Origin of the sequence: Parasphingorhabdus sp. (assembly GCF_036963705.1) — a bacterium.
Taxonomy (GTDB): domain Bacteria; phylum Pseudomonadota; class Alphaproteobacteria; order Sphingomonadales; family Sphingomonadaceae; genus Parasphingorhabdus.
Genome location: NZ_JBALUT010000044.1, coordinates 1 through 22324, shown reverse-complemented (window position 1 = coordinate 22324; position 22324 = coordinate 1). Strand labels below are relative to the sequence as shown.

Sequence of the window (22324 nt, the reverse complement as noted above, 5' to 3'; positions counted from 1 at the left end):
AACCGGATGACCGGGATCGTCATCATCGCGGGATCAGGCATGTGCGAGGGTGGACGGATCAGGCATCATCTCGTCCGCAACCTGCCCAACCGACAATCGCGGGTTCTGTTGTCGGGCTATCAGGTCTCCGGGACTTTGGGATCGGTGCTCAGGGACGGGGCAAAGCGCGTGCGTATCTCCGGCAATGATGTCAACGTGAAGGCGCAGGTTGCGATGCTTGATGGCTATTCCAACCATGCTGATCGCAGCGGACTGGTCGAATGGATAAACGATCGTACGCCGATCAGAGGTTCGCTTTTTCTTGTCCACGGGGATCCGACCGCACTCGCCGGCCTTGCCGAAACCATAAGCGAAATTCCGGATCTGCCCACTGCCATCATCCCGGCACTGGGCGAGACCTGGGCATTACAGCCGGCCACACCGGCCATCCGTCAGTCTGCCGGTCGCGCGGATGCGGAAGACCTGACCGCTTCAAGGGACTGGGTATCCAAGCTCGCGGCGTTGCGGGTAGAAGTAGAAGATAAATTATCCAGACAGCCGACCAATCAAGATCGCGAAAAAATGCTCGCGGCGCTCAGGCGGGCGTTGGACAGCGTAAACTGATCCAACCGCTATTTTCTCTCGCGTACCATCAGCACATCTTGACCAACCCAGCCGAGCACATGCTGCGCATTGCTGCCTAATGTCGCGCGGGACAGCGCCCCGCGTCCATGGGTTCCCAAAACCACCAGATCCGATTTGGTCGCAGCGATCTTGCGGTGCAAGACTGCCCCGAGATCGCCCTTCTCGATTGATCCGTTCAGTCGATCTAAAACCGCCTCGGAAAGGGAAGGTTGAGCGAGGAAACGGGTCAGGGACGTCTGCTCTTCAGACTTTACGTCCTGGGCAACCTGATCGGAACTCAGCCATGCGCTATATGGTTCGTGGTAGGCGTGGACCAGATGCAGCTTGGGGTCAGGGAATAGTTCGGCAGCTGCGTTCAGTGCCTGCAGCGAACAATTCGAGAAATCTGTTGCGATCAGGATATTTTTATAGGCATTTTTGGGCCGGCGCTTCACCACCAACACCGGCACTGAAGCTTTCCGGATCAATTGATCAACCGGGCCACCAAGCAGAACGTCCCCGATGCTATTATAGCGAGCAACGCCGGTCACGATCAGATCACATTTTTTTGACTTTGCGGTTTCGATGATGGTCGCGGCGACATCGCCAGTTTTTACCAATATCTCGACCTCTACCTTGTGCTGGGGCAATTCGTTTGTAATTTGCGTCTCGATTTCGCGGATATTGGTGGCAGGATCCTTCGCCCGGACGGGATCAAGGATGTGGAGCAGGATCAGTTTCGTGTTCCACTGCTTTGCAATCATCAACGCCCGGTCGAGCGGCCGATCACAACGTGCTGACAGGTCGGTTGCCAGAAGAATTGATTTATGGCTCATGAATCGGCCCCTCATTCGAACTAGTCCATCCACATCGGGCCTGAAGCGCAATGGTCTCCGCCCATATTGATAAGGATAATATTTCCTGACTCGAGACTGAATCAGTGGTGTCCCCTAGGTAATTCTACCTATTCCAACCTTTTGGGCCAATCATCGGACGTGCGCGATCAGCCCCGAAAACTGCGCCTTGATTTCCCGAGTTTGCGGATTGATTGTCCTGAGCTCTGGGTCGCTACCTTTTACCCGACCGGAGCCAGCCTGGTGAATGCCTATACAGTCGGAGGCAGCGTTGATTGACCGTTAGCGATCGCTGTCAGAATCGATTGGGCAAAGGAGTGCAATGTATCATCGCGCGCGCCCATGATGACAATACGGTCACCGGGCTTCGCAATCCCGACGATATTATCACCGCAATCTTGCCTCTCGGCGAAATATTCTGCGATACCACCGGCTGCGACTATCGCGTCGACGATGGACTGACTGCCCAGCGTACGATCAACCGTTCCGCCGAAATAGACCGGATCACATAATATGACCCGATCATCACCGTCGAGGTTTTCGGAAAAAACCCCGGCAAGCTCTGCGCCCATTTTCTTGATGGGGCCAAACCCGTGCGGCTGGAAGAAAGCAATGACCCGGCCCGGAAATGCCTTGAGCGTCGCGAGCGTCGCCGCGATCTTATCGGGATTATGGCCAAAATCGTCGATCACGGTAACATCATTCGCTGTTCCGACAATATCGAACCGGCGCGCAAGGCCGGCAAATGTTTCAATAGCCGCTATCGCGCGGTCGACCGGCACACCGATCGCACAAGATGCCGCTATGGCGGCAAGCGCATTGGCGATATTATGCCGGCCCGGAACCTGCAGAACGACCGGATAGTCCTTGCCACCGGCCCGCATAGTAAAACTGCTGCCGAGCGATTTTTCCTCGACGTGGGAAGCCCGATAGTCCGCGCCTTCCGAAAATCCAAAACTGCGTGCAGTTTCCAGCCCGCAAGACGCAACCAGCGCCCGCGATTCCTCGTCATCATTGTTCCAGACCGCGTATCGCGCCTTGGCGATGAAATCGCCGAACAATATTCGCAATTCCTCAAGGCTTTTGTGGTCGAGGCTAACATTGTTGAGCACCGCGATTTCCGGATCGAACAGAGCGATGGAACCGTCGCTTTCGTCAACTTCGCTAACCATCAACTCGCCGCCCCCGACGCGGGAACTAGCGAACGGAGCATCATCGTCGACGAAATTTTTCATCACCGCACCGTTCATAATCGTGGGATCACGGCCGGCCTCGGTCAAGATCCAGCCGATCATACCGGTAACCGTAGACTTGCCGCTAGTGCCGCCTACCGCGATACTGCGTGGGGCAGCGTTGAAATGCTCGGCCAAAAGTTCCGCGCGGGTCATTCGCTTGCAACCCAGTGCGATCGCACGCGCAACGTCCGGGACGCTATCTTCGATCGCTGCGGAAGCGATCAAAATCTGGCCGCCATCGACCAGACCGCTGCCGTCTTGCTGAAACAGCTTGATGCCACGATCCTGCAGCCACTGGAACTTGTCGGCCAATCGCCCCTGGTCGAGGGCACGGTCGGATCCTGCGACCCGCGCGCCTGCTGCTTTGACGATCATCGCCAGAGGCAGCATGCCCGACCCGCCGATTCCACAAAAATAATAGGATTTGTCTTCGCTCATTTTTTCGCGCTATTGCTTCTCAATCTGTTTGGCAATGGCGCAAGGAACAAAAACTATCTCCTCACCGGTCCGCATCGGCATTTGTGCTCCGTCGACCCCGTTTACCCGGGAAGGTGCCGACCGCGTGGTCGCGCTCGCAGCAAAGAACCATCCGCAAGCTGAATTGATATTCAACGATCAATGTTTTTACGAGCAAGGACATTTTGCCGGCAACGACGAGCAGCGCCTCGAAACTTTCGTCACCTTGGCCAACGACCCAGACATCGACGCCATATGGTTTGCCCGCGGTGGCTATGGTGCTGCGCGGATCGCGGAAGCCGCCATAGCCCGACTGGACAGCAATGCGAAACGCAAAACATATCTGGGGTATAGTGACGCAGGAAACTTGCTGGGCGCGCTTTATCGCGGGGGCATCGGAGATGTCGCTCACGGGCCAATGCCATCCGATATCGGTCGAGCGGGCGGAGAGAAGGCCGTTCAAAGAGCGCTGGACTGGATGGTCCACAACCGAGCCGATGCTCTCGAACCAGGCCTGATCAGCGGACAGCGATATGCCGCGTTCAATCTGATGACCCTCGCGATGATGACCGGCACAAAGCTGATGCCGGATTTGCGGGATCATATTCTGATCGTCGAAGAGATATCCGAATATCTATACGCCTTCGATCGGGCGATGTTTCACCTTTGCAGCAACCTTTCAGGCAACGGCCTGACCGGTATAAGACTGGGTCGCGTCAGCGATATTCCGGAAAATGATCGCCCCTTCGGCGAAGAACCGGAAGCAATCGCCAAGCGATGGTCACAGCTTAACGGAATTGCCTACCTGGGCCGGTCGGAAATCGGACATGATGCGCAGAACCGCATCGTGCCATTCGGGATTTTCAAAAACTGAGTTATCAGCCAGCAGAAGATATCTCGACGATGGAAATGGCCCTGCGCTCAGGAGGCCTTTTCAACCGAGACATTGTCTCTGCCATGTTCGAATTCCGGCACCAGAGACTGGAGCATAGTGACAGCCGCGTCCGGATCGCGACAATCCAGAAGATTGGCAATTAGATCGTTTAATGCATCCAAGGCGATGAAGGATTCATGCGCCTTCATAATCCGGGCGTGCAGAGTGGGTTGTGGATCATTTCCGATGATCAATTCTTCATAAAGCTTCTCGCCCGAGCGCAGTCCAACTTCGACAATCTCGATATCGCCTTCTGGGTTTTGCTCGTCCCGCACGGTCAAACCTGACAGCCGGACCATAGTTTCTGCCAAGTCGAGAATTTTGACCGATTTCCCCATATCCAGCACGAATACTTCACCGCCTTTGGCCATACCCGCAGCTTGGATGACCAGTTGAGCCGCCTCCGGTATGGTCATGAAATAGCGCGTGACACTGCGATGTGTCAGAGTGATCGGGCCACCTTGCTCGATTTGAGCGCGGAACAGCGGTACGACAGAGCCACTGGACCCAAGGACGTTGCCAAATCGCACCATGGAAAATTTGGTCCCGCTATCCTTTGCCGCGAAATTCTGGATTACCTGTTCGGCAGCCCGCTTGGACGCGCCCATCACATTGGTCGGACGAACCGCTTTATCGGTGCTGATCAGAATGAAATCTTTTACCTCGGCCGCTTCTGCCGCCTCCGCTAGCGCCTGGGTCCCCAATATATTGTTTCTAATGCCCTCAATGGGGTTCGCTTCTACAAGCGGCACATGTTTATAGGCTGCCGCATGGAAAACTGTGTGCGGTTTCCATTGCGAGAATATTTCCTGCAGCCTGGTGGCGTCCACCACCGAGCCCAGAATTGGGATTAGTTCGAGATTTGCGGCACTTGGTGTCGCCGTCAATTCCTGTAGTTCTTTTTCGATCTGGTAGAGAGAATATTCGGACAAATCCAACAGGATCAAGCGATGGGCTCCCGACACAGCGATCTGGCGACACAGCTCTCCGCCGATAGATCCCCCTGCGCCCGTAACCAGCACGGTCTTGCCGACGATTGTCCGTCCGAATAACAACTCGTTAGGCACAACAGGCTCTCTGCCAAGCAAATCTTCGATGTCGAGCTCACGAATATCGCTGAAGGATACACTACCGGAGAATATAGCCTGCATTTTCGGCAATGTTTGGACATGAACCCTAAACTGGCGAACCTGATCCACAATTTCGCGTCGCTTCTTGCGATTGATACGCGGCAAAGCCAGAAGAATATCGGTTATTCTCTTTTCCTGGATCAGTTGCGGAAGTTGCCCGCTCCAGAAGACTTTGTCGCCATCCAGTCGTTGTCCATTTAGCCGTCGATCATCATCAACATAACCACATAATCGCATAGCCGGCTCTGATCGCATCGAGGCAGCGAGTTGTTGTCCCGCACTGCCTGCGCCATAGATCAGAACATTTTTAACCTCACCGGCGAACCGATTTCGACCGAGAATATCGATCATCAAATATCGAGCAGAGACTCTCAGAAACCCGACCAGAATGAAAAATATTACCGGTTGGATCAATCCAATGGTACGCGGCACTCCGTCGATGCCGACGACCGCAAACAAAATTGCGATCAGCACAGAATAGACCGCAAAAGCACGAACCAGTGTTTTCATCATTCCGGTACCTGCGTAACGGAAAATAGCTTTGTAAACACCTGTCAGAATGAAGACGGGAACCATCATCATGAGACAGATCAACACTATCTTCTGGATAGCGATATCCCACAAAACCCAGACACCGATGCGAAGTGAATAAGCAATCCAGATCGACTGCACGCATAACAAGATGTCGAGCAGGAACACGATTGACTTTTTTTTCCAACGCGCCAGCCGGGCGATGTTTTCCAGGAACGACGTGATGAAGGTTGTAATATATTCAATCATTTAATTCTCAAAGCTGGCACTCGATCTACAAAACTGTGACGCCGGATGGCTATTTACTGCCCAAAAACGATTTCGCCAAGCACTTAAAAATAGTTTTGTAGCTCGGTTATGGTCATAATTCCATGATAGGAAATTTGATTTGGCCAGCCTTCCAATTGCCGTTTAATCAGACGTTCACGCAATGAGCTTAAAACAACGTTCGATCACAAATCGATATTCTGCAAACTTGACCTGTGATAGCCAAAAGGTCACAAGCCGCCAGATTTTCACGATAAGACACCAGATATTTGAGGGAATTCAATGAAACTTGCAATGATCGGTTCTGGCTATGTTGGCCTAGTCTCTGGCGCCTGCTTCGCTGATTTCGGCCATGACGTGGTTTGCGTCGACAAGGACGAGAAGAAAATATCGGACCTCAACAAGAATATCATGCCGATATTCGAACCCGGGCTTGCTGACTTGGTCAAACGCAATGTCGAGGCAGAGCGATTGTCCTTTTCCAGCGATCTGGCCGCATCCGTGAAGGATTGTGACGCAATTTTTATCGCCGTGGGAACGCCCTCGCGTAGAGGTGATGGCCATGCCGACCTAAGCTATGTCTACGCGGCCACTGAAGAAATCGCCGATTCAATTACCAAAAAGACTGTGATCATCACCAAGTCGACGGTTCCGGTTGGAACCGGCGACGAAGTTGAACATATTCTCGAGAAAAAGCAGCCACGAGATCGCTTTTCTGTCGTTTCCAATCCTGAATTTTTGCGCGAAGGCGCCGCCATTCGTGACTTTAAACGGCCTGACCGCATAGTCATCGGCACCGAGGATGACTGGTCGAAAGATGTGATGACCGAGATTTACAGGCCGCTTTTCCTCAATGAATCACCAATTTTATTCACCGGTCGGCGCACGGCCGAACTGATCAAATATGCAGCCAATGCCTTTCTCGCTACGAAAATCACGTTCATCAATGAAATCGCCGATCTTTGCGAAAAAGTGGGTGCCGATGTTCAGGAAGTATCGCGCGGGATTGGTCTCGACAACAGGATTGGATCAAAATTCCTTCATGCCGGCCCGGGATATGGTGGCAGCTGTTTTCCCAAGGATACTCTGGCGCTGCTAAAGACCGCGCAGGACAATGACAGTCCGGTTCGTATCGTCGAAGCGGTCGTGCAGGTGAATGACCAGCGTAAACGCGCCATGGGTCGCAAAGTGATTCACGCTCTTGGCGGTGATGTACGGGGCAAAAAAGTAGCCTTGCTCGGCCTCACGTTCAAACCCAATACCGATGACATGCGAGACGCCCCATCGATCGCCATAGCGCAGACGTTGACCGACGCCGGAGCTGAAGTGACCGCTTATGATCCGGAAGGCATGGAATTGGCACAGGAAATCATGCCGACAGTGAAGATGGCAAGCAGCAGCTACAAAGCGGCGGAAGATGCCGACGCCGTTGTCATCGTGACCGAATGGGATGCTTTCCGAGCGCTGGATCTAAAAAAACTTTCGCAAGTCATGAAAGGCAATGTGCTGGTCGATTTGAGAAATATCTACAATCCGTCAGAAGTGGCGCAGACAGATTTGATATATACAAGCATCGGACGAACCCAGTGATGCTCGAATCCAGATCATGAAGCTGAAGCGGAAATTTGTCGAAAAGCCGTGGGGTCAAGACGCTCTGCCCGATATTTTTGATGATAAAAGTGATCGGAAAATAGGTGAAGTGTGGTTTGAAGCTCCGAAGGGCATAACTCCCCGGTTGATGACCAAATATCTCTTCACGAGCGAAAAACTGTCCATCCAGGTACATCCCAACGACAGGCAGGCCCGCAGAATTGGTCTACCCCACGGCAAAGAAGAATGCTGGTATATTTTGGATGCGAAGCCCGGCGCTGTGTTGGGACTGGGTTTGAAGAAAACGGTAAGTGCCACCAAGTTGAAGACCGCAGCAATATTGGGAGAAATCGAACAGTTGATCGACTGGAAACCCGTCAAACCCGGCGAGTTTTATTACGTTCCGGCCGGCACCATACACGCCATTGGAGCGGATATTTCGGTTGTCGAAATCCAGCAAAATGTCGATATTACTTACCGCATTTATGATTATGGACGCCCGCGCGAGCTTCATCTGGATGAAGCGATGGCGATTGCCAAGTTAGCTCCTTATGATTTGAAATATAGCCAAGAGGTCCCGGACGACCAATCACTGTGTCTCTCGACTGGCTCGCCTTTTGAAATATACCAGATTATCGGTACTGACGGCGAGATACTCTCGAAGTCCAAGAGCAAGGAATGGCAAGTGATCCCGTTGGAGGGATCTGTTACAGTCCGGGGAAAATTGATCAAAGCCGGCGAATGTGGCATCTGTCCGCACCTATCCGATATGGATTTTTCCAAGAACAAGAAATCCCTAATAGCCTGCACAATCGCGTAAGAGACGGACCATGCCAAAACAAACATTGATAACCCCCGTCATTTTATCTGGTGGTTCCGGAACCCGGCTATGGCCGCTTTCGACGCAGGAAAGACCTAAACAATTTCTGAATCTTCTGGGTCCCCTCAGTATGTTTCAACTCACGTTCCAGCGCTGCGCAGATGACCGGATTTTTCGCAAACCCATCATTGTCGGCTCGTCCATCCATGCTGAAATGATGCAGGAACAGATGCAAGAGGTAGGTGCGACCCCTAACACCATTATTCTGGAACCCTGCGCGCGCAATACGGCGCCTGCAATTGCACTTGCTGCCCTTGCTGCTGAGAATCCGTCAGATCTGCTCTTGGTAATGCCGAGCGATCATGTGATTAGAAATGTTCCGGCTTTTCAAAAAGCTGTTCAGGAATCAATATCGGTTGCGCAATCCCGTTGGCTGGTGACATTCGGTATCGAACCTACCGGCCCGGAAACCGGTTACGGATATATTCAGCAAGGCGACGCGATCGTCGGTAGCAGCGGAAGCCTCTCGGTGAAAAAATTTGTCGAGAAACCAAATCTGGAAAAAGCGAAAAAAATGCTCGAGGACGGTGACTATTGCTGGAACGCCGGTATTTTCCTGTTTCGGGCAGATTCCTATCTGACGGCGATGGAAAAATATTCCCCCGAAATGCTCGTTGCGTGCAGATCTGCAATGGCGGACGGACGGATAGCGGGAGAATTTTTCTATCCCGATCTGAATGCGTTCGCTTCGGCGCCTTCTGAATCGATCGACTATGCGATAATGGAGAGAGCAGAGAAAATCGCGGTGACACCCGTCAACCCCGGCTGGTCAGATGTAGGAAGCTGGGATTCTCTATTTGATATCTCCGATAAGGATGACGATTCGAATGTCATATTCGGCAAAGCAGACACAATTGGCTCAAACCATAATCTTATCCACAGTCACGAATTGGAAATAGCGGTTCTTGGCGTGGAAAACCTGATTATAGTCACTCATGAAAACAGGGTCGTGATTTTGCCGCGCGGCCAATCGCAAAATGTAAAGAAAATGGCGCAGCAGCTTGAGGAAAAGGAATAAAGTTCTTCCCTCAAATTGAAGGGGCGACTTCATCCAGTTTTTCAGGCGGAGCACCACGGTTGCGCATACCGGTTAGCAAATTGGGGTAAAACCGCGCAATCACCAACAGCGCGGAGGGCAATAGCAGAGTGTTCCAGATATCCCTGACCGCTTCGTCATATGTTTCCTGACTGGCGTTCATAGTTACCGGAATATGGCTATAATCATAATATTCATTTGCCAGCGCAACCACCACCACGAACATCCAGGGAATCGGGTTGGCAAGCGAACGCCGGAAAATTACTGCGACGGTCAGTTGTACCGCCACTCCCGCATAAATATGTAGCGAGTCACGGTCCAGTCCTGTTGACAGTTCCAGCCAATTTTTGATTTCAAACCATTGCATGGAAATCCGATTGGTCTAGCCGAACGAAAGGGTCAATGCTTTTTCCATCGGATGTCATTATGAAAATTTTAGCCAAAACGGGGTAGGTAATGACAATGACAAAACCGCCGACAAAAAAACCAAAAATCCTGCTTATCTTCGGTACCAGGCCGGAAGCGATCAAGCTTTTTCCCGTCGTTCAAGCTTTGGCGGCCCGGGACAGACTCGAAACTTTGTCCTGCGTAACCGCCCAGCACCGTGAAATGCTAGATCAGGTGCTGAAAATTGCCGATATCCAGCCTGATTTTGACCTTGATCTGATGAAGTCCAACCAAAGTCTGGACGACCTTACCGCCAGATTATTGACTGGGATTGGTAGAATACTGGACGAAACAAAACCCCAACGGGTCGTGGTGCAAGGCGATACCGCTACCGCGATGTGCGGCGCTCTGGCAGCTTATTACCGGCAAATCCCGGTCAGCCATGTCGAGGCCGGCCTGCGCAGCTATAATATCTATCACCCGTGGCCGGAAGAAGTGAATCGCAAGATCATCGGCACAATAGCCGATCAGCATTTCGCGCCGACGCAGACGTCGGCAGACGCGCTCAAAAAAGAGAATATTGCGGAAAAAGACATATATATCACTGGTAATACGGTAATCGATGCCCTGCTGATATCAGCAGATAAGAATAGTCATACTAGTGTCTTGGACCCGGATCTCGTTAACTTGTATAAGAAGTTCAGCGACCGGAAAATCATCGGCGTGACCAGTCATCGGCGGGAAAATCTCGGCGACGGACTGACCAATATCGCCAGCGCCCTGCGTGCAATCGCCGAGCGGGATGATGTGGCACTGATTTTCCCCGTTCATCTCAACCCCAATGTCCGGGCAATCATGCAAGGCGCGTTGGGCGGCCTCGATAACGTCGCGATGATCGAACCGCTGGACTATCCCAATTTCGTCAGCCTGCTCAACCATTGCAACTTCATGCTGACCGACAGCGGCGGCGTTCAGGAAGAGGCTCCCGCACTCGGCAAACCGGTACTGGTGATGCGTGATACCACCGAACGACCAGAAGGCATAGAAGCCGGCACCGCCAAGCTGGTCGGCACGGAAAGAGATATCATACTAAAGGAAGCCATCAGGCTTCTGGACGACGAAGACCATTATCTCGCGATGGCACGCGCGCACAATCCGTTTGGCGATGGGAAAGCCAGTCTACGGATAGCCGACATCATCGAAAATAGTCTCGCTTGATAAAAACTTTCGACCGGGCCAGTAAATTACCTAAATATTTACGATGATGGGCTAGTTTCTCTGCAGACACATCGCGCCAAATTGGCGCTCTGCGGAGTAGATTCTTACATGCTATCAGATGAAAAGCCTCGCGTCTGCGTCATGGGACTGGGATATATCGGCCTGCCAACCGCGGCTGTCATCGCCCGATCGGGATGTCCCGTGCTCGGTATAGACATCCACGAACAGGTCGTGGAGACTATCAATTCCGGCAAGATCCATATCGAGGAAGTCGACCTTGACGGACTGGTGCAAGGCGTCGTTGCCCGCGGAACTCTGCGCGCTTCGCTAATGGTTGAACCCTCCGACATTTTCATCATTGCAGTCCCTACCCCGTTCGGCGACAACCATATTCCCGACACTAGCTATGTCATGGACGCGGCGACCAATATCGCCGCAGCCCTGAAGGCCGGTGACACGATCATCCTCGAATCAACCTGTCCGGTTGGTACGACCGAGAAAATGCGGGATCTGATCGCCAAACTGCGTCCCGACCTCAAAATTCCCGGGCTGACCAACGACATTCCAGATATCGCCATCGCTTATTGCCCTGAACGGGTGCTACCGGGCAAGATCCTCGAGGAATTGATCCAGAATGATCGCAGCATCGGTGGTATCACGCCGCGCTGCGCACGTAAGGCGCTCGGTTTTTATCGCCGCTTCGTCCGCGGAGAGCTTATCACGACAACCGCCCGCGCCGCCGAAATGACCAAATTGGTCGAGAATAGCTATCGCGACGTCAATATTGCTTTTGCCAACGAGCTTTCGATCATCGCGGACCATATGGAACTCGACGTATGGGAGGTCATCCGCCTCGCCAACCGCCACCCGCGCGTCAACATCCTACAACCCGGCCCCGGTGTCGGCGGGCATTGCATCGCGGTCGACCCATGGTTCATCATCCACAGCGCACCAGAACAATCGCCGCTCATCCGCATCGCTCGCGAAGTGAATGACGGGAAAACCGGCCATGTTCTGGAACAGGCCTCGCTACTAATCGACGAACTGCCTGGCGTACCGATCGCGTGCTTTGGGTTGGCATTCAAAGCCAATATCGATGATTTCCGCGAGAGCCCTGCCCTCAAAATCGCCGCCAAGCTGGCGCGGCGCTATCCCGGACGCGTTAAAATTGTCGAGCCCTATGCCAGCGAACTACCAGCGGCCTTCGAAGGCACGGGTGCCGAGTTGATCGATATCGATCAGGCGCTGGAAACCTGTCCGGTGATGATCACCCTGACCGATCATGATATATTCAAGTCAATCCCGCTCGATGAACGTGCGGGCAAGGTGGTCTATGACACACGCGGGATCTGGCCGGACCAGCCCGACAATCGGGATGTGGCGAGCGGTGTAAGGCTGGCTGGCTGAACGCGCGTACAAACCATTGCGCGAATATAGATACGGCCGTTTTGCTTTAATCAAAGCAACGGCACTATTTCTCCCAAACCACGGTAAGATATTTGTTGCAGAAACCGTCAATCAGGGTTGATTTTATCCGGCTGAAGGCGGCTGTCGGGTGGGATATATAATAGCCGATGAGATTTTTCCGCATATCATCAAGTCGCGCTTCGTTGCCGCTGACAATCTTGAACGGGCTGAACGGTTGCACCTGATCCATCGCGTCAATTTCCTTGAGCCCGAGTTCCATTCCCAATTTGCGGAAGGAGGCTTTGGTGAAATCATGCAGATGATAAGGATTGACGTCGACCGACGGGGTTACCGGAACCGAAGCGATCAGCTTCCCCCCCGGTCGCAAAAGTCTGGAAAAATTTGTCAATAGAGCGGTTGGGTCGGGTACATGTTCGACTGTTTCAAGCGACACGATAGTATCAAAGCCTTCATCATCCTTGAGCAGGCAGCCATCACCTTGCCGAAAGGAGACATTTTCCGAACCATAGTTTTGCGCCGCATAGGCGGCGGCCTTTGGATCAATGTCCACCCCCAGTACCGACGCCGGTTTGCCTTCGGTCTCGGAAAGCACAGCTGTGCCATAGCCGACACCGCAAGCACAATCGAGGACCCGTCCACCAGTTACAAATTTCGAAGCAAACCGATAACGCTCCATATGCAGCTCTAACGTTTCCCGTCCGGTTGCATCATCGTCGGTAAGCGTACCCGGTACCAGCCGTTCCAGCGATATTGATGAAGGGGATTCCTTGGTGATATCGGTCATGGTTGCTCCGGAATATGCTTTCTGAAATAGCGGTTTACCCCAGCAGAAGTTAATTACTCGTAAACCATATTTCCGGGCATTTGATACCAAAAATTAACCACTGTTCGCATAGTTGTGACGTCATGGGAAACACCACGATAATAGCGGCCAACGGCGTGAATATGGTGCAACGAAGCCTGTCACCGGCCACCGCATATATCTGGTTATGCCTGATCTATTTTGCCGTGGTCACAGGATATTATCTTCTTGATCCGTTTGGATTTGAACGTACTGGACGAGATACATGGCACCATCTCGCGGTGCTTCGAGAGTTGATGGTTTCGCCATTGGATCCTTCAAATCCCCACATAGCAACAGACGAACCTTCGCGATATTATACCCCACTGAACATATTGGCAGCCGCGTTCGGAAAGATGTTCAACATCGTTCCCTCGAAGCTTTTCAGTTTCATGGGAGCAGCGATATGTGTCGGATTTTGTGGGACCACATGGCTGTTTGCGCGGCGCTATTTCAAGACAGACTGGGCGCCAGCGATATTATTGACGGTTCTGCTATTTGCCTGGGGTGCCCAGCGCGATCATGCCGGTTTCCATAATTTCGCGACCTTCATCAGCAGCGCCGGATATCCTGCGACCCAAGTTCTGGTCCTGGGCATGTTCAGCTGGTTCCTCTGTCTGTTTGCGCTTGAGGAAGAGAAATATTTCCGTCTAAACCTGCTTATTCTGGCGATTCTGACCGCAACAATTGTCATTACCCACCAATTTAGCGCGTTCATCATGCTGGTTGGTACCGGCAGTTTCATTATTTTCCATATGTCAGCGGCGATGAGCCGCAAGATCACGCTCTTGGGAGCGCTCTTCGTCGGTGGCTTGCTGTCTCTGCTTTGGCCCTATTTCAGCCCGCTCGATGTCGTGCTCTCTGCCGCCGATCCGCGTTGGGCATCCGATGCCAAAAAAATGACCGCCGTATCCTTTCTCATCATGATGGCGGCCCCGGCATTCATCGGTATCCTGGGGTTCCGCGATAAATTGCTCGGCAACATTCGTTGGGAAATCCTGGCCCCTGCCCTGTTTTTCACTTCATCCTACATTCTGCTCGTCGCTTTGGACATGTCCATCGCTCACCGGTTCCCGACGGCGATTGTGCTCTATTTTCAGCTTGGACTGACCTGGGTGGTGTTATCCTCAACCTATTTCCAAAAAACCAGCCCCACAATGCGAAGAGTAATCTCGATCTTTGGGCTCGCGATCATCTGCTTTAGCATGTTCATGGCGTCGGGCGCGAGATTGATGGAATTCAAGTCACGCGCATCCCACGGCCGGATGCTCTCGTCGGTGAATGAGATGCAAGACTATATGCCGGCGGGATCGATAAGTTTTGCGACCAAGAATATTGTTTATCTGGTGCAATCGACCGGTCGCCGCGTAGTTTCAATCCCTCGCCCAGAACCAGTCGCACCCAGTCTGTTTGAAAGACAAAAGGCAACGGACAGGTTCTTTGCGCCAGATAACAGCGAAGCCGAGCGTCGCACGCTCCTTCGCCAATGGAAGGCCACACATATCGCATTTGCTCCGCCGGATTTGACCCCGGCGACTATCGAAGCGCTGCGGAAATTTGGCCCATCGCAAAAATTCACCCAGGACTTGGAGATCATCACCGTGAAACCTATGGCGGAACAACCATGACCCGGCTGTTGTGGATCATCCTGATTGCTTATCCGATGGCGGTCGGCGCCGGACAGATCCTGTTCAAGCTGGCTTCGCAACGCTTGCGGCCGGATCAGTCGATCTGGGTTCAAGCCACCGAACCTATGCTGGTGGCCGCCGTGACGCTCTATGCCGCCCTGGCGGTGGTATGGATCCTGATCGTCCGCGAATTGCCGCTTAGCGCCGCTTACCCCTTTGTCGCATTGTCCTTTGTTTTTACCCCCATTTTTGCATGGCTGCTGCTCGGCGAGAAGCTCAACCCGGCCTATATGATCGGCATCGCCTTCATTTGCGCCGGCGTCATAATCACGCAAAGGGCTGTCCATGCGATATGATCCGATCAATCTCCAAAAAGATGTGTGGATTGTCATCCCGGCCTTTAACGAAGGCAAAATGATTGCGGATGTCATTGCGCAGGTGGGAACAATGTTTCCCAACATAGTGGTGATCGATGATGCTTCAAAGGATAAAACATCGACCACAGCTCGCAATGCAGGTGCCACGGTGCTGAAACACCCGTTCAATCTGGGTCAGGGCGCGGCGTTGCAGACCGGTATCGAATTTGCTCTGTCGCGCGGCGCCAGTCATATTGTGACTTTTGACGCCGATGGCCAGCATCATATCGAAGACGTCCCGGTCATGCTCGAACAACTAAAACAAAGCGGCGCCGACCTCGCGCTTGGCAGTCGCTTTCTTGGCAACACCATAGGGATGAGCAAATCACGCGGCCTGTTGCTGCGCGCCGCCACCATATTCACCCAAATCACCACCGGGTTGAAGCTGACCGACTGTCACAATGGATTGCGCGTGTTTACCGCCAAAGCGGCCGGCCAGCTAAACCTGCGACAGAACCGGATGGCTCATGCCTCCGAGATATTGGCCGGCATCCGCAAGAACCAGTTTGATTTCATCGAAGTTCCGGTGACCATCACCTATACGGATTATTCGCGCGGAAAGGGTCAAACCTTTACCGACGCCTTTGTCATTTTCCGCGACCTCATTGCAGCGAGGCTTTTACCATGATCGCCCAAATCATATTGACTCTGGGCCTGTCGGTCTGCCTGTTCTATATTATCAGCCTTGGGAAATCCTTGCCGATTGTTCGCATCGGTCTCTATTTGGTGGTTTTCGCGGGGTATCTTTTTATCTGGTTGCCGGAGACGACAAATATATTTGCCGACATGGTCGGCATTGGTCGCGGTGCTGATCTGATTATCTATTTGTGGATATTGGTCAGCCTGTTCCTGATCCTGAAATTGCATATCAAGCTTCGGCAACAGTCGGAAGCACTGACCAGCCTGGCCCGCCATTTCGCGCTCGGGCAAGTCCGCGATGAACAGCAGGCAGATAGCTCGAAATGATGCTTCTAATCTACTGATAGATAGGAAGAATTCAGATGTAATTGAGCAGCTCTGGTCGGGTGGCATGGGCCAAACATCATGCCGATCTTGGCTGTTCATGCCCGCGTCGCACAAACATGCATGCGCGTGGACTTTCAGCATATCATGATCAGCCGATCACCAAGAGCCAAGGGCTGGTTTGATATCACCATGTGGGTGCTGACCACATGGTTTGGAGAGACCATGACCGAGTATCAGTGCTTGCTGGCCATCATCTGGCCAAGACCTATTTCTGTTTCAGATATATCCAGGGAACCCGGGTAGGATCGAATTGCGCCCGGTGACGCCGATCAAAAAACGGCGGCATGTGATCCCCGACGATCAGGATGTCGGCATCGGGGAAATCCTTGGCCAGCATCTCCTTGACCAAAGCCCGGTCAACAGCATCAAAAATAGCAAATTGACGGCAGATCATGGGAAAATCCCTGGCCAGCACGGGTGAATATTTTTCGCAATTGTCCGAGGGCAAATTCATGCCTTCGGGCACCGGCAGATGGGTATTCACCGTCAACCAATATAGAAATGTCGGCTTTTCCGCTGCCTTGAGAGTCTTTGCCAGAAAGGCCGGCATTTCATGATCACAAGCACCGACAAATACGCCGCCACAGATATTTATATCCTGATCGGCCAGGTCCTGGCGGAACTGCTGGCCTTTGAATCCGATATTGGGATACCATTTGTCCCGGGCGAAGAAATCGCCCTGAAAGCTGTGGATGGCCTGCGTATCATAATTACCCGCGGCCAGTTGCGAAGGCAGACAGTCTTTATCAGCCGTTTCCACCAGCTCATAATAGTCTCCCCAACGCCCGCATAATTCCCGCACTTCACCAGCGGTCGTGGAATTATAATAGACCGAGGTTCCGCGCTGTATCTCATATTTGCTTTTTACCGCCGGTTGCTCAAAAGCCTCGAACAGTCTTTTTGACATTTCCGGATTGTCCACGGGCACGCCTAAGGACTCAACCATGATCAAGATCAGATGCCGTTTGCCGTCAGCACGCGATGCAAAACCTGACTGCTGCACAGCAGATTCAAACGGAGTCTCCGCCGAGGCCATGCGTTTGTAATGGCCGCGCATGCCCTGCCCGACCGAATGATCGGTAAAGGACAGGCCAGCTATGACTATGGCAGCGAAGATTATCAGCTTGGGACTGGTAAAATTCGTATCCTGCCTGAGCAGAAATACGCCTAGCGCCATGGTCGCCAATAGCAGCAATGATACGACCACATATTCCAGAGAATTCTGAACCTGTAACTCGGAAAAGAATTTGAGAGAGTGGAAAATCGACAAGAATGACAAGTTGAACAAGCCACCAACGAAGGTCATTAAACAGGCAATCATGGTCAAAACAAACACTGTCGCTTGTAAAGGCCATGGAAATCGTTTCACAATCAATCCGACCAAGCCGACCGCAACAATTTCGATCCGTCTGGTCGGAGCGCCAATGAACCACATGATCATGAAACAGAAATTGATTAGCACTACCCAGACGAGCAGCCATTTGATAAAGCGCTTTGAGTCTTCGTCAATGGACGAAAATCGAGCCCGTAAGCCACGTGCAAGCATTAGCATTTCCTCAAAATCACAAATAAAACCCACAGGCTTGGACAGAATGTTGACGAGGAAATCCTATCCGCACATAGTTAATAATTCGTTTTTTGACCCGCGTTTGAACGCACTTAGCCCGAATAGAGACATTGAAGAATGACCCAGATGGCCTTCCGCCCCCGTCGATCCTGCCTCTATATGCCCGCGTCCAACTCACGCGCGCTGGAAAAGGCGAAGAGCCTGCCCGCCGATACGATCATTTTCGATCTGGAAGACGCGGTCGCGCCCGATGCCAAGGCAGAAGCCCGGGGCAATGCCTGCGCTGCGCTGCGATCGGGCGACTATGGCAAGCGGGAGCTGGTCGTGCGGATCAACGGTATGGAAACGCCGTGGTTCGCCGAGGACCTCAAGCAGGCTTGCATCAACAAGGCCGATGCTGTGCTGGTGCCGAAAATATTGGGCCCGGACGATATCATCCAGATCAGCACTGTCATGGACGAGCTCGATCCGAGCATAGCTACCAAATTATGGGCAATGATCGAGATGCCGTTGGCTATATTGAACCTCGGTTCGATCGCCGCGCTAGGTCCAAAAACACGGCTAACCACCTTCGTCATGGGCTTTAATGATCTGGCAAAGGAAATGCACGCAGAGCATGATCGCGCCATTTTCGGCCCTGTGATGAGCCAGGCGGTGATCGCCGCCCGCGCATATGGGCTGAACATCATCGACAGCGTTTACAACGACTTTAATGATCCTGACGGGCTCGCGAGGGAATCGATGGAGGCTGACAGGTTGGGCTTTGACGGCAAATCCCTGATCCACCCGGCGCAGATCGACACCGCCAACCGGGTCTTTGCCCCGCAAGCGGAAGCCATTGCCGAGGCAGAAGCGATCATCGCGGCGTTCAAAGACCCGATCAATGCCGGTAAAGGCGTCATCGTGGTAGACGGGAAGATGACCGAGCTGCTGCATTATCGGCAAGCCAAACAACTGGTCGCGACTGCCGAGGCGATTGACGCGCTGGCAAAATAGCGCCTTCCCTCTCGACAAGCCGCCAGAAATCCGTTTAAGTGGTCAATTGAAATTGAATTTGACGGGGTATCAAAGCCCTGCCCTTTGGAGAGCAGATATGGAAGCATTGGAAGCAGCCGCTGGCGAAGTCAGCAAAGACGAAATCATGGCGCTCTTTAACGCACAGCGCAAAGCCTTTCATGCCGAATTGCCGGTCAGCTATGAATCCCGGATGGACCGGATTAACCGCACCGCGCGTATGATCGTCGAGAATAAGGATGCGCTTTGCGAAGCGGTATCCAGCGATTTCGGCCATCGCAGCAGCGTCCAGACCGTAATGACCGATCTGATGTCAATCGTCGGCCATGCCAAGGACCATAAGAAAAACCTCAAGAAATGGATGCGGCCCGAGAAGCGCAAGATGGATTTCCCGCTTGGCCTGCTCGGCGCTAGCGGCCAGGTAGAGTTCCAACCCAAGGGCGTCGTCGGTGTTATCGCGCCCTGGAACTTCCCGATCAATCTAGCCTTTGACCCGGCGATCGGTGCTTTTGGCGCCGGCAACCGGGTGATCATCAAATTCTCCGAATTCTGCCCCGAGACCGGCGAACTGGTCAAGAAGCTGGTCGCCGACTATTTCGCACCGGAAGAATTGACCGTCATCACCGGTGGTCCGGAAACCGGAAAATCCTTCTCGGAAATTCCATGGGATCACCTGATCTTCACCGGCGGCGGAGAAATTGCCAAACATGTGATGGCAGCAGCAGCCAAGAACCTGACCCCGGTAACCCTCGAACTGGGCGGCAAGTCGCCGACCATCGTCGGCCCCGATGCCGATGTGCAAAAGGCAACCCAGCGGATTGCGATGGGCAAGATGATGAATGCAGGCCAGATTTGTCTGGCACCCGATTATCTGCTGGTTCCGCAGGACAAGGAAGAAGCGGTTGTCGAGGGCATCAAGTCGAACGTCGCCGAGCAATATCCTACCTTGATCGCCAATGACGATTATACTTCGGTGATCAACGCCCGCCACAAGGAACGTCTGCAGGGTCTGATCGACGATGCTGTCGCGAAAGGCGCGAAACAGACGATCGTCAATCCGGGCGACGAGGATTTCTCCAACACCAACAGCAACAAAATGCCGCTGACCGTATTGCAGAATGTCAGTGACGATATGCGGGTGATGCAGGAAGAGATTTTCGGTCCGGTGCTACCGGTCAAGACCTATCGTAATCTCGACGAAGTGATCGACTATGTGAACGATCACGACCGGCCGCTGGGGCTCTATTATTTCGGCGAGAGCGAGAATGACAAGCGCAGCATTCTCGATCGTACGATTTCCGGCGGCGTCACCGTCAACGACGTGATCTTTCATATTGCCCAGCATGATCTGCCGTTCGGCGGTGTCGGCCCCTCCGGCATGGGCGCCTATACCGGCCCCGACGGCTTCAAGGAATTCAGCCACGCCAAGGCCGTCTATCGCCAGCCGAAGATCAACATAGCCAAGATCGCCGGTTTCCTGCCGCCTTATGGTGCCAGTACCGAAAAGACCATGAAACAGCAGATGAAACTCTAACGTCAGGTATCCATGTCAGATTATCCACTAGCGGGCCTCAAGGTCCTCGATTTTTCGCGTGTCGTGGCCGGACCTTATGCCACCCGCATGCTCTCCGACCTCGGTGCGGAAGTGCTCAAGGTCGAACCGCCGGAAGGCGATGTCACGCGCAAGCTTGGCAAAATCGATCAAGGGGTTAGCGGCTATTATCTGCAGCTCAATATCGGCAAGAAGAATATCTGTGTCGACCTGAGAGCCGAAGGCGCCCGCGACCTGATTCACAAGCTGGCGGCGCAGGCCGATATTGTGGTGGAAAATTTCCGTCCCGGTGTGATGGACAAATTCGGTATCGGCTGGGATGACCTGTCAAAGGTCAATCCGCGGCTGGTGATGCTCTCGATATCCGGTTACGGCCAGAACAGCGCCGAACGGGGACGGGCTGCCTATGCGCCAGTGCTGCACGCCGAAGGCGGCATCATCGCGCGCCAGGCCGAAATGAGCGGCGGCAAGCCGACCGACATGCAGTTTGCGATGGCAGACAGCTATAGCTCCTTGCACGGTATCATTTCGATATTGACCGCATTGCGCATGCTCGACCAGACTGGCGAAGGCCAGCATATCGATCTCGCGATGGTCAATGTTCTGCATTCTGCCGATGATTATGCCCATTTCGCGCTCGATGATATCTGGCCCAAAGCGCCCGAAACATTAGTCTGGGAAGCGCCGGAAGATCGCCAGATTCTGATCACCGGTGATATGAAATGGCTGTGGATCATGTTTTCGACCAAAGACGGTCTGCAGGATCCGACGCCGGAGGGTGCGGACGTGCCGACAAAAGTCCGGCTCCGCATGGAGGCCATGGAACAGCATATCTGTTCCTACGATAGCTTTGATGCACTGACTGCCGCGCTAGACCGCCTCAACCTTGCCTGGGGCGAAGTCTTTCCTTTCGGCCCGGAAGTCTACGAACAGCCCAGCGTGAAAGAAAATGGCGTCGTGGTGGATGTGACCGATGACGAGGGCAATGCGCGCCGGACGATCCAGTCCCCCTATCGCTTTTCAAATATGAAAAGCGGGATAGATGCCGACAGCAAAACCGCAAAGCGCGGCGAACATAATGTCGCCGCGCTTCGGGATTGGTTGGATATGGATGAAACGGAAATCAGCGCGCTTGCCGAAAGCAAGGCGCTAATTTCCGGATAATCTTAGGCTTCGCCGTTACGCGCCTGACGGCGTTTGAACGATTTAGCACCATTGTTCCAATGCTTCGGTCCGTCGCTCTTGGCGCCGGCACCAGCGCCTGCGCTTGAACCCGGGCCACCGCGTCCGGAACCGCCACCGCCGCCTGGACGACCTTTGCGAGCGCTATGCTTGTTCTTGGGCGGTCCGTTACGGGTTGGCGTTGCGCCATATTTCTTCGGCTTCTGACCATAGATACGCGAAGCAACTTCCTCGCGAGGTGGTTCGTCATAGCCTTCCGGCAATGCGATAACGTCTGGCTTCACGCCGGTCAGTTTCACGACATCGCGCAGGAACTGACGCTCGTCCGGAGCGACCAGCGAGTAGGAAATACCGCTCGCGCCTGCCCGTGCTGTCCGGCCGATGCGGTGGACATATTGCTCGGATACGTTCGGCATGTCGAAGTTGATGACATGGGTAATGCCATCGACATCGATACCGCGCGCGGCAATATCGGTGGCGACCAGAATGTTGATCTTGCCCTTTTTAAAGTCACCCAAAGCGCGTTCGCGCTGTGGTTGGCTCTTGTTG

At 53.3% G+C, this 22324-nt stretch carries 21 protein-coding genes; 14 read left to right on the top strand and 7 right to left on the bottom strand.

Going from position 1 to position 22324, the window contains the following annotated elements; genetic code table 11:
* The coding region (locus V7680_RS10715) for an MBL fold metallo-hydrolase (RefSeq protein ID WP_335653263.1) at nt 1-603 on the top strand (603 nt) is incomplete at its 5' end.
* Nucleotides 604-611: 8 nt separating this feature from the next.
* Here the strand turns inward: V7680_RS10715 and V7680_RS10710 are convergent.
* Both V7680_RS10710 and V7680_RS10705 read right to left on the bottom strand, forming a co-directional pair.
* Nucleotides 612-1439, bottom strand: coding sequence for a universal stress protein (locus tag V7680_RS10710; RefSeq protein ID WP_335653262.1), 828 nt, complete (start codon nt 1437-1439; stop codon nt 612-614).
* A 269-nt stretch (nt 1440-1708) separates the two neighbouring features.
* Nucleotides 1709-3130 (bottom strand): UDP-N-acetylmuramate--L-alanine ligase, encoded by a 1422-nt coding sequence (locus V7680_RS10705; protein WP_335653261.1) that lies wholly within the window; start codon nt 3128-3130, stop codon nt 1709-1711.
* 34 nt (nt 3131-3164) lie between these two features.
* Here V7680_RS10705 and V7680_RS10700 point away from each other — a divergent pair, with 34 nt between their 5' ends.
* Nucleotides 3165-4022 (top strand): LD-carboxypeptidase, encoded by an 858-nt coding sequence (locus V7680_RS10700; protein WP_335653260.1) that lies wholly within the window; start codon nt 3165-3167, stop codon nt 4020-4022.
* A 47-nt stretch (nt 4023-4069) separates the two neighbouring features.
* Here V7680_RS10700 and V7680_RS10695 read toward each other — a convergent pair whose 3' ends face one another.
* Entirely contained in the window at nt 4070-5992 is a 1923-nt protein-coding gene (locus tag V7680_RS10695) for a polysaccharide biosynthesis protein (protein WP_335653259.1), read from the bottom strand.
* A 300-nt stretch (nt 5993-6292) separates the two neighbouring features.
* Here V7680_RS10695 and V7680_RS10690 point away from each other — a divergent pair, with 300 nt between their 5' ends.
* Genes V7680_RS10690 through V7680_RS10680 form a run of 3 tightly spaced genes read left to right on the top strand, consistent with a single transcriptional unit; the run spans nt 6293 to nt 9498 of the window.
* The gene (locus V7680_RS10690) at nt 6293-7600 is read left to right on the top strand and encodes a UDP-glucose dehydrogenase family protein (RefSeq protein ID WP_335653258.1); all 1308 of its coding nucleotides are present in this window, start codon (nt 6293-6295) and stop codon (nt 7598-7600) included.
* 16 nt (nt 7601-7616) lie between these two features.
* On the top strand, nt 7617-8420 hold the full coding sequence (locus V7680_RS10685) for a class I mannose-6-phosphate isomerase (protein ID WP_335653257.1): 804 nt from the start codon (nt 7617-7619) through the stop codon (nt 8418-8420).
* 10 nt (nt 8421-8430) lie between these two features.
* Nucleotides 8431-9498 carry a mannose-1-phosphate guanylyltransferase/mannose-6-phosphate isomerase gene (locus tag V7680_RS10680; RefSeq protein ID WP_335653256.1) on the top strand — a complete coding sequence of 356 codons (1068 nt, stop codon included), beginning with the start codon at nt 8431-8433 and terminating at the stop codon, nt 9496-9498.
* A gap of 10 nt (nt 9499-9508) precedes the next feature.
* Here V7680_RS10680 and V7680_RS10675 read toward each other — a convergent pair whose 3' ends face one another.
* Complete coding sequence (locus tag V7680_RS10675) at nt 9509-9883, bottom strand: hypothetical protein (protein ID WP_335653255.1); 375 nt, start codon at nt 9881-9883, stop codon at nt 9509-9511.
* An 89-nt stretch (nt 9884-9972) separates the two neighbouring features.
* Between V7680_RS10675 and wecB the strand changes: the two genes are divergently transcribed.
* The gene (wecB, locus tag V7680_RS10670) at nt 9973-11121 is read left to right on the top strand and encodes a non-hydrolyzing UDP-N-acetylglucosamine 2-epimerase (protein ID WP_442955004.1); all 1149 of its coding nucleotides are present in this window, start codon (nt 9973-9975) and stop codon (nt 11119-11121) included.
* Between the two features lie 108 nt (nt 11122-11229).
* Nucleotides 11230-12528, top strand: a complete 1299-nt coding sequence (wecC, locus tag V7680_RS10665; RefSeq protein ID WP_335653254.1) for a UDP-N-acetyl-D-mannosamine dehydrogenase — start codon at nt 11230-11232, stop codon at nt 12526-12528.
* A gap of 64 nt (nt 12529-12592) precedes the next feature.
* Here the strand turns inward: wecC and V7680_RS10660 are convergent, their stop codons facing one another.
* Nucleotides 12593-13333, bottom strand: a complete 741-nt coding sequence (locus tag V7680_RS10660; RefSeq protein ID WP_335653253.1) for a class I SAM-dependent methyltransferase — start codon at nt 13331-13333, stop codon at nt 12593-12595.
* A gap of 161 nt (nt 13334-13494) precedes the next feature.
* Between V7680_RS10660 and V7680_RS10655 the strand changes: the two genes are divergently transcribed.
* From V7680_RS10655 to V7680_RS10640, 4 genes are read left to right on the top strand one after another with little or no spacing between them, the layout of a single operon-like run.
* Nucleotides 13495-15018 (top strand): hypothetical protein, encoded by a 1524-nt coding sequence (locus V7680_RS10655; RefSeq protein WP_335653252.1) that lies wholly within the window; start codon nt 13495-13497, stop codon nt 15016-15018.
* Complete coding sequence (locus V7680_RS10650) at nt 15015-15374, top strand: EamA family transporter (protein ID WP_335653251.1); 360 nt, start codon at nt 15015-15017, stop codon at nt 15372-15374. Before V7680_RS10655 ends, V7680_RS10650 begins: the two co-directional genes overlap by 4 nt.
* On the top strand, nt 15364-16062 hold the full coding sequence (locus tag V7680_RS10645; RefSeq protein ID WP_335653250.1) for a glycosyltransferase family 2 protein: 699 nt from the start codon (nt 15364-15366) through the stop codon (nt 16060-16062). Before V7680_RS10650 ends, V7680_RS10645 begins: the two co-directional genes overlap by 11 nt.
* Entirely contained in the window at nt 16059-16400 is a 342-nt protein-coding gene (locus V7680_RS10640; RefSeq protein WP_335653249.1) for a DUF2304 domain-containing protein, read from the top strand. Before V7680_RS10645 ends, V7680_RS10640 begins: the two co-directional genes overlap by 4 nt.
* Nucleotides 16401-16665: 265 nt before the next feature.
* Here V7680_RS10640 and V7680_RS10635 read toward each other — a convergent pair whose 3' ends face one another.
* Nucleotides 16666-18006 carry a sulfatase-like hydrolase/transferase gene (locus tag V7680_RS10635; protein WP_335653248.1) on the bottom strand — a complete coding sequence of 447 codons (1341 nt, stop codon included), beginning with the start codon at nt 18004-18006 and terminating at the stop codon, nt 16666-16668.
* Nucleotides 18007-18144: 138 nt separating this feature from the next.
* On the opposite strand from V7680_RS10635, the gene V7680_RS10630 reads away from it, so the two are divergent.
* The 3 genes from V7680_RS10630 to V7680_RS10620 all read left to right on the top strand — a co-directional run bounded on the left by V7680_RS10630 (nt 18145) and on the right by V7680_RS10620 (nt 21757).
* Nucleotides 18145-19023, top strand: coding sequence for an HpcH/HpaI aldolase/citrate lyase family protein (locus V7680_RS10630; RefSeq protein WP_335653247.1), 879 nt, complete (start codon nt 18145-18147; stop codon nt 19021-19023).
* A gap of 97 nt (nt 19024-19120) precedes the next feature.
* A complete protein-coding gene (locus tag V7680_RS10625) occupies nt 19121-20575 on the top strand; it encodes a coniferyl aldehyde dehydrogenase (RefSeq protein WP_335653246.1) in 1455 nt (484 codons plus the stop codon).
* Between the two features lie 12 nt (nt 20576-20587).
* On the top strand, nt 20588-21757 hold the full coding sequence (locus V7680_RS10620; protein WP_335653245.1) for a CaiB/BaiF CoA transferase family protein: 1170 nt from the start codon (nt 20588-20590) through the stop codon (nt 21755-21757).
* A gap of 2 nt (nt 21758-21759) precedes the next feature.
* Here the strand turns inward: V7680_RS10620 and V7680_RS10615 are convergent.
* On the bottom strand, nt 21760-22324 hold a 565-nt coding region (locus V7680_RS10615; RefSeq protein WP_335653244.1), incomplete at its 5' end, for a C-terminal helicase domain-containing protein.